General features: G+C 70.7%; 6 protein-coding genes. 1 reads left to right on the forward strand and 5 read right to left on the reverse strand.

The genetic code is table 11. From position 1 onward, the window contains the following. The 5 genes from AB0H93_RS44030 to AB0H93_RS44050 all read right to left on the reverse strand — a co-directional run. Nucleotides 1-439 (reverse strand): amino acid permease (locus AB0H93_RS44030; protein WP_358582892.1); only part of this gene is annotated, 439 nt, incomplete at its 3' end. 821 nt (nucleotides 440-1,260) lie between these two features. Then, complete coding sequence (locus tag AB0H93_RS44035) at nucleotides 1,261-2,577, reverse strand: SWF/SNF family helicase (protein ID WP_358582881.1); 1,317 nt, start codon at nucleotides 2,575-2,577, stop codon at nucleotides 1,261-1,263. Then, nucleotides 2,564-5,140 carry an SNF2-related protein gene (locus tag AB0H93_RS44040; RefSeq protein ID WP_358582895.1) on the reverse strand — a complete coding sequence of 859 codons (2,577 nt, stop codon included), beginning with the start codon at nucleotides 5,138-5,140 and terminating at the stop codon, nucleotides 2,564-2,566. Before AB0H93_RS44040 ends, AB0H93_RS44035 begins: the two co-directional genes overlap by 14 nt. A 276-nt stretch (nucleotides 5,141-5,416) precedes the next feature. Then, complete coding sequence (locus AB0H93_RS44045) at nucleotides 5,417-6,244, reverse strand: SGNH/GDSL hydrolase family protein (RefSeq protein WP_358582884.1); 828 nt, start codon at nucleotides 6,242-6,244, stop codon at nucleotides 5,417-5,419. Continuing rightward, nucleotides 6,231-6,800, reverse strand: coding sequence for a PadR family transcriptional regulator (locus AB0H93_RS44050; protein ID WP_358582887.1), 570 nt, complete (start codon nucleotides 6,798-6,800; stop codon nucleotides 6,231-6,233). The genes AB0H93_RS44045 and AB0H93_RS44050 overlap by 14 nt, the downstream gene beginning before the upstream one ends. 83 nt (nucleotides 6,801-6,883) lie before the next feature. On the opposite strand from AB0H93_RS44050, the gene AB0H93_RS44055 reads away from it, so the two are divergent. Further along, nucleotides 6,884-7,309 carry a nuclear transport factor 2 family protein gene (locus AB0H93_RS44055; protein ID WP_358582890.1) on the forward strand — a complete coding sequence of 142 codons (426 nt, stop codon included), beginning with the start codon at nucleotides 6,884-6,886 and terminating at the stop codon, nucleotides 7,307-7,309. Nucleotides 7,310-7,542: the final 233 nt, after the last annotated feature.

The raw sequence follows: 7,542 nt of genomic DNA on the forward strand, positions 1-7,542 counted from the left end.
GCACCAGCGCGCCGACCTTGATGATGGCGAACCAGAACTCCATCTCGCCGAAGACCTTCACCGACACCAGGTTCAGCGTGAGCACCACCGCCAGCGCGATCAGCGCCAGCACCCACTGCGGAACCGGGCTGAACAGCGACCAGTAGTGCGCGTACAGGGCGATCGCGGTGATGTCGGCGATGCCGGTGGTCGCCCAGTTTACGAAGTACATCCAGCCGGCGACGTAAGCGCCCTTCTCGCCCATGAACTCGCGCGCGTAGGACACGAACGCGCCCGAGGAAGGCCGGTACAGGATCAGCTCGCCCAGCGCCCGCACCACGAAGAACGCGAACACGCCGCACACGGCGTAGGCGATCGCCAGCGCGGGCCCGGCCGTCGCCAGCCGACCGCCCGCGCCCATGAACAGGCCGGTGCCGATGGCGCCGCCGATCGCGATCATGTTGATGTGCCTGGCTTTGAGGGCCTTGCTGTACCCCTCGTCACCGGCGTCGACGGGCGCCTGAGCACTGCGCTCGCCGTCGCCTTGCAGGATTTGCGTCACTGATCCTCGTCTCCGATTTGAGGACTCCGCCGGAACGCAGCGGGGTGCCCGCCAAGCGAGCGGTTCCCGGCAGAGCCCACGAGCCAGCTGTTCGGCGCATTCCACCAGCCGTGCAGACCCAAGTCGAGTCCACGAAACCTTCACTTCCCAAAAGGGCAACCTGCGGAGCACCTGCGATCGACGGCCGACGCGGTGGTAGTGTTCGGAACCTTTTGCACCGGGCCGTTTCCGGCGAGCTCCTCCGCGCGGACGACATGCCGCCGGCGAGCCTCCGGGCGCACCCGGACCTGCGTCTTCTCGACGCGCGACCGAGTCGCGGACTTCCCTGTGGCCGAACGGATTTCGGGTGCAGACCCGATCGCGGAGGCCAGCGGGGAGACAACGTTTCAGACACGGTCGAGCACCGAAACGTGAAGAACCAGACAGAATTCCGCCACCGCACCGGACGTCGAGCGGGTCCAGGGTTGCCCGCAAGCCCCATGAAAAGGGACATCAACCGGCGCCGAAATCCCGCCGGATCGGCCGACTCCAGACCCCGGCGACGGCCACCACCATGCCACCGCCGCAGGTTTGGTGCAGACCATTTGGCCGAGAATCTTTGCAATCGCACGATTCCCAGCCGACATCGAGATCGCACGCCCGGCCCGCCGCGCGCCGACGGTCCACTGTGGCCAGTTAGAAATCGCGCGGCACGCAGCGATGCTCGCCGACGCGCCTGATCAGACCCCGTCCCGGCCGCCGTCCAGCAGTTCCGCAAGCGCTTCGGCGGCGTCCTGGACGGGCGGACCGGCGAGGGCCCACCCCTTCCCATCTGCGCTGAAGGGATACCAAAGACCATCCTGGCCGAGGCGCAGCTGCACCCCGTGATCCCCGAGCGTCCACCTGTTGCGCCACACGCGCACCTCCGGCGGTTCGCCGAGGCCGACGTCCCGCCACGCGTCGTCGATCTCCTGCCGGGCATCGCGAGGCGGCGTCCACGCGTCTTCCAGCGCTGCTAGACCGCTCTTCCCGGCCAGTTTCCAGGCGTGCACGGCGCGGGTGAAGTCCACCGGCCGGGCAGCGGCGCGGCCCGCTCGTCCGGTCAGGTCGTCCCGGTCGGCCCGGGCGGAGAGCCGCACCGCGTCGGTCCACTGATCCGGCTCGTCCACGCGCTCACCCGCCAGCAGCGAACGCGCCCGGTCCGCCGCGTCCGCGGCGAGTACGGCGATCGCGTCCGCAGCGACCGGCGACTCTCCGACGTCCGCCAGCAAAGAAGCCAGGTCCAGCGGAGCCGCCGACACCGGCCCCGGCGGGTCGGGCAACGCCGCCGGATGGGCCGACCATGCCTCCGCCGCAGGCGTTCCCGCCGCCGAGGCAGCAGCGCTCGCGTCCACGGCGCGGCGGGCGTTGCGCCGGTGCAACTCCTCGGTCAGCTCGTCCTCGCCCCGCCCTCGCACCAGCAGCAGCACGAACGGATCCCGGTCGAGCAGCCAGGAAACCTGGTAGGCCAAGGCGGCCGCGTGCTGGCACGGGCTGTCCCAACCGGGACAACCGCACTCGGGATCGAGATCGCCGTAGCCCGGCAGCAGGCGCACATCCGCGTCGTCGGCCGCTCGGACCAGTTCGCGTGGCATGTCGCGGTCGAGCAGCGCGGCGATGTGCCCGGCATTGCCGGCGACCCTGTCCAGGAACCGGTCCCAGCCGGCGCCGGACAGCTCGCGGAACCGGATCACCGTGGTGTGCGGGCGGTAGTGGTCGCCGTCGTGGACCGGGGCCGAGATGCGGCCTGGGCTGACGGTGATCGCGCCCACCTGGCCGGCGAACGCGTACCTGCGGCCCTTCTTGAGCTGCTCCGGGTCGAGCGCGGTGTCCTCCATCGCCTCGATCCAGGCGTTGCCCCACCAGGTGTCGGCGAACTTCTTGCCGTACCGCTTGCCCGGCGGGAACGCGGGGAAGGTGATCGCACGCCGGTGCGGATCGACCTCGTCGGCCGCGTCCTCCTCGTCCTCGTCGTCGAAGCCGAGCAGGAAGTCGTCGTACTCGTCATGACCGGGCACAGGCGCTCCTCAACTCGACCAGCCGCCGCAGCTCGGCGTCGGAAAGCTCGCTGAGCGCGGCTTCACCGCCGCCGAGGACGGCGTCGGCCAGCTCCTTCTTGCCCGCCAGCAGGACGGCGATGCGTTCCTCCAGCGTTCCCCCGGCTACCAGGCGGTGCACCTGGACCGGCTTGGTCTGGCCGATCCGGTACGCGCGGTCGGTGGCCTGCTCCTCGACCGCGGGGTTCCACCAGCGGTCGTAGTGCACGACGTGGTCGGCGCGGGTGAGGTTGAGACCGGTGCCGGCCGCCTTGAGCGACAACAGGAAGACCGGCACCTCACCCGCCTGGAACCGGTGCACCATCTCGTCGCGGCGGGCCACCTGGGTGCCACCGTGCAGCAGCTGGGCGGGCACGCCGCGGTCGGCCAGGTGCTTCTCCAGCAGCCTGGCCATCTGCACGTACTGGGTGAACACGAGCACCGCGCCGCCCTCGGCGAGGATGGTGTCGATCAGTTCGTCCAGCAGCTGCAGCTTCTCCGACCGAGCGGGCGAGGGGCCGGCGCTCTCCTTCAAGTAGTGCGCCGGATGGTTGCACACCTGCTTGAGGCCGACCAGCAGCTTGAGCACCAGACCGCGGCGGGCGATCTCGGTCCTGCTGTCCCGGATCTCGGCCATCACCTCCCGCACCACGCGCTCGTAGAGCGCGACCTGCTCCGGCGTGAGCGCGACGACGTGGTCGGTCTCGGTCTTCGGCGGCAGCTCGGGGGCGATTCCCGGGTCGGACTTGCGGCGCCGCAACAGGAACGGCCGCACGAGCCGGGAAAGCCGTTGCGCGGTCGGGTTGTCCCGCTCCTCCTCGACCGAACGCGCCCACCCGGCCCGGAACTCCCCGATCCGGCCGAGCAGACCGGGCGTGGTCCAGTCGAGGATCGTCCACAGTTCGGCGAGGTTGTTCTCCACCGGTGTACCGGTCATCGCGACCCGCGCGGACGCGGGGATCTCGCGCAACGCCTTGGCGGTACCGCTCAACCGGTTCTTGACGTGCTGTGCCTCGTCCGCGACCACCATCCCCCACCGGTGCCCGGCAAGGGCCGCCGCGTCGACGCGCATGGTGCCGTAGGTGGTGAGCACGAAGCCGCTGTCGAGCCCGGCCAGCGACCGCGCGGACCCGTGGAACCGGCGCACGAGCGTGCCCGGGGCGAACTTCTCGATCTCCCGCGCCCAGTTGCCCAGCAACGACGCGGGGCAGACGACGAGCGTCGCGCCCGCCGTCGCCGGGTCCGCCACCCGGCGCAGGTGCAGCGCGATCAGCATGATCGTCTTGCCCAGGCCCATGTCGTCGGCGAGGCAGCCGCCGAACCCCAGCGCGGTCATCCGGTGCAGCCACCGCAGACCCCGCTGCTGGTAGTCGCGCAGCGTGGCACGCAGCGCCTCAGGTTGGCCGAGCGGTTCGGGGCCGCCGTCGGGATCCGCCACCTGCTCCACCAGCGCGCCCAGCCAGCCGGACGCGACGGCTCCGACGCGGGCGCCTTCGACTTCCGCGCTGCCGATCAACGCGATGCCGAGACCTTCGTACGCGCGCACCGGCGGCAGGGCCCGTTCGCGCGCCTTGCGCGCCAGCTCCGGCTCCACCAGCAGCCATTGCTCCCGCATCCGCACCACCGGCCCGCTTTTGGCCACGACGTCCATCTCGACGTCCGCGAGCGGCTCACCGGCGAGCGTGAGCTGCCAGCTCAGCGGCAGCGGCGAGGACCCGCGCAGGAAGGCGGCGGCGTCCCGGGGCTGCTCGCCGGGCGCCGTCACGACGACCCGGGCGTTGAGCTCCCGGGACAGCTCCGGCGGCCACTCGATGTCGATCCCGGCCGCCGCCAACCGCGCCTCGGCCCCGCCGAGCAGGTCTTCGACGTCCTCGTCGACCAGTTCCAGCTCGACCGGCTCGGCCTCGGCGAGCAGGCTCTCCAGCGGCGACCAGATCCGGGCGGCGCGGCGCAGCGCGAGCATGGCCTCGAACGTCGCGCGCTCGCCGAACCCGTGGCCCTCCCCCGCCCACAGCGCCTCGGCGTCCACGACCTGCGTGGGATCGGCGAGGTTTCGAAGCCGGACCACTGCCGTGAACGGGCTCGCGCCGAACTCGCCGCGGACTTCGAGGCGCAACGCGACCCGGAGCCCGGTGTCCACGCCCACGGCGACCTGCCGCGCCCACTCGCGGAGGTCCTCGTCGGCCGCCGTGCGCTCGTCGGCGGCGTAGCGCGGATCGCCCGTGAGCCACACCGCGCCGGGCGTGCGCGGCATCGTGTCGGCGACCGCGTCGAGGAACTCGCGCAACAGCCGCTCGGCATCCGGCAGCACGAGCGGTTCGGCGGCCGGATCCAGCGGAATCGCTCGCGCGCTCGCCGGCATCGCGGCGGCCAGCGCGCGGAGCCGTTCGACGTCGGCGACGTCGAACGGTCCGATCCGCCAGGCATCGACCCCGTCCGGCGAGACGCCGGGCAGCACGCGGCCACGGGCGACCAGGTGCAATGCCAGCATCGCTGCGGCGGAATGGAAGACCGCGGATGGATGCGCCTCGCGCTCGTCGCGCATTGCCAGGAGCAACGGCAACGCCTGCGCCACTGCTATCCGACGGGCGGGCACTCGACGAGCGACGACAGCGCCGTCCTCGACCAGGGTGACCACCGGTTCGGCGGGCTCTCCCGAAGTCAGGTCCGCCGGGAGCGGACCACCACTTGGGTCGTGGACGACGAACGCGCCCACCCGCGGCGGATCCGCCGGATCGAACACCACCGCGCACCGCCCCAGCCGCACCCGCGTCTCCTCCCGCACCCAGCTTCCCGGTACAGAGTACCGTATGGCGTACGCTCAGAGTCGATCAGCGGAGGATTCGATGTTCACCGGATCATCGGCGGACACCGGGCCGAGCGTCGGGCGTTTCGCCTCGCGGCCGTCGCCCGAGGAGCGGCCGAGCATGCGGCGAACGAGCCACGGCCCGACGAAGCCCGCCACCCACCGGAGCTCCGCCTCGGCTACCCGCCACGCCGACGATTCCTGTTGCGCCGGAAGGGATTCGCTCCACGCATCGTCGCCGCCCGGCAGTTCCAGGGCGTGGGCGACAGCGCCCGCCAGCCGCGTGTGACCGAGGGCGTTGAGGTGCAGCCGATCGCCGCTCCACAGCCGAGGATCGGATGTCACGGCATGGGCCGAAAGGTCCGCGACCACCGCCCCGTGGCGTTGCGCGGCCGCCCGGATCCGGTCGTTGAAGTCCCGGGTCCGCGCGGTGAGCAGCCGCCCGGCCGGCAAGCGCTGCCCGGGGTCGGGATAGGTGAAGGTGACGACGGTAGCCCCGGTGACCGCGAGAGCGCTGAGCATGTGCTCGATGTGGCCGCACACGGCCGCGGCATCGAAGCTCGGGCGGATCAGGTCGTTCACCCCGGCCATGACGGTGACCAGATCCGGGGCCTGCGCGAGCGCCGGCGACAACTGCTCCGCGCGCACCTCGTGGGCCAGTCGCCCGCGCACCGCCAGGTTCGCGTACAGCAGTTCCGGATTCACGGCGGCGAGCTGTTCGGCCAGGCGGTCCGCCCAGCCGCGGTATCCCCGCGCGTCATCGCCGTCGTTGAGCCCTTCGGTCTGGCTGTCGCCGAGCGCCACGAACCTGGAGTAGCGAGGAGTGCGGTCATCCCTGGACATCGGCACCCGCCCTGGCTCGCAGCACCGAAGCGGTCGCGTTGCACCAGTCGCGGTTCTCGCTCTCGAACCGCCGCCCCCGCAAGCACGTCAGGTAGGGGCCGATCTTCGCAGCGCTCGCAAGGAATTCCGCTTCGTCGAGCTCACCGCGCATCTTGCGCAGGAGCTTGTCGAAGAGCTCGATCTTCGCCTCGGCGATCGCCGCGCGCTCCTCGAGCTGGCCGATCAGCTCGGCCGCATCGACCGAATCGGCCGCCGCGACCTTGACCAGGAGATCGTCGCGGATGAACGACGGCTTGGACGGGGCGGCGGCGAACCGCTGAAGTTCGGCCAGACCCGCGTCCGTGACCGTGAAAAGCCGCTTGTTCGGCCGGGCTTCCTGCACGATCTCGCGGCCGGAGACCAGCCCGTCCTGCTCCAGCTTCGCCAGCTCCGAGTAGAGCTGCTGCGGCAGCGCGTGCCAGAAGTTGGCCATCCCGACGTCGAACGCCTTCGCCAGCTGGTAACCGCTGAACTCGCCGTCCAGCAACGCCGCCAGCACCGCATGCCGCAAGGCCATCGCACATCACTCCCTAGCCGAGGCCGCCCAGCGCCACTATAGTCAATTTTAGGACTAATCATATCCTTGACCAAGGAGCCCGCGTGGATACCATCGACCGCTTCCGCACCGCGGTGGAAGAACGCGACGTCGACGCGCTGGAGGCGCTGTTCGCGCCCGAGCCGAGGTTCTTCAGCCCGATCAAGTTCAGCCCGTTCGAAGGGCGAGCCATGGTCCTGGGCGTCTTCGGCGTCCTCATGCGGCGCGTCTTCGACGAGTTCCGCTACGTCGGCGAGCTGCAGGGCACGGCGGAGACCGCGGCGGGCGCGGCGGCGGACTCCCACGTGCTGATCTTCCGCTCGATGGTGAACGGCAAGCAGATCCACGGAATCGACCTGGTCCAACTGGACGAGAACGGCCTGATCGAAGAGTTCACGGTCATGGTCCGCCCCCTGAGCGCGGTAACGACCCTGGGCGAAGCGGTACACGCGGCCCTCATCGCAGAAGGCCTGCTCCCCAACGGAAGCTGACAACGCCCGCTCGCGATCCGGCCGCCGCGACGGCCGGATCGATCCACAGTAGACTTCCATCTTCGGCTTGCCCCAGAACGCGTTGAGGCAGGCCACTTTCCTTACATCGGGACGCCGCGCGGGATTACCGGTCGGCGCCGGGGGGTGTTCCTATGTTTTTGTCAAGCGGCGGCTGGGGGCGCTGCGGGCTGGGTTGTGGGGCGGGCCGGCTGGTAGCGGGTCTTGTTTCTGAG

Origin of the sequence: Saccharopolyspora sp. NPDC050642 (genome assembly GCF_040654735.1) — a bacterium.
Taxonomy (GTDB): Bacteria; Actinomycetota; Actinomycetes; order Mycobacteriales; family Pseudonocardiaceae; genus Saccharopolyspora; species Saccharopolyspora elongata.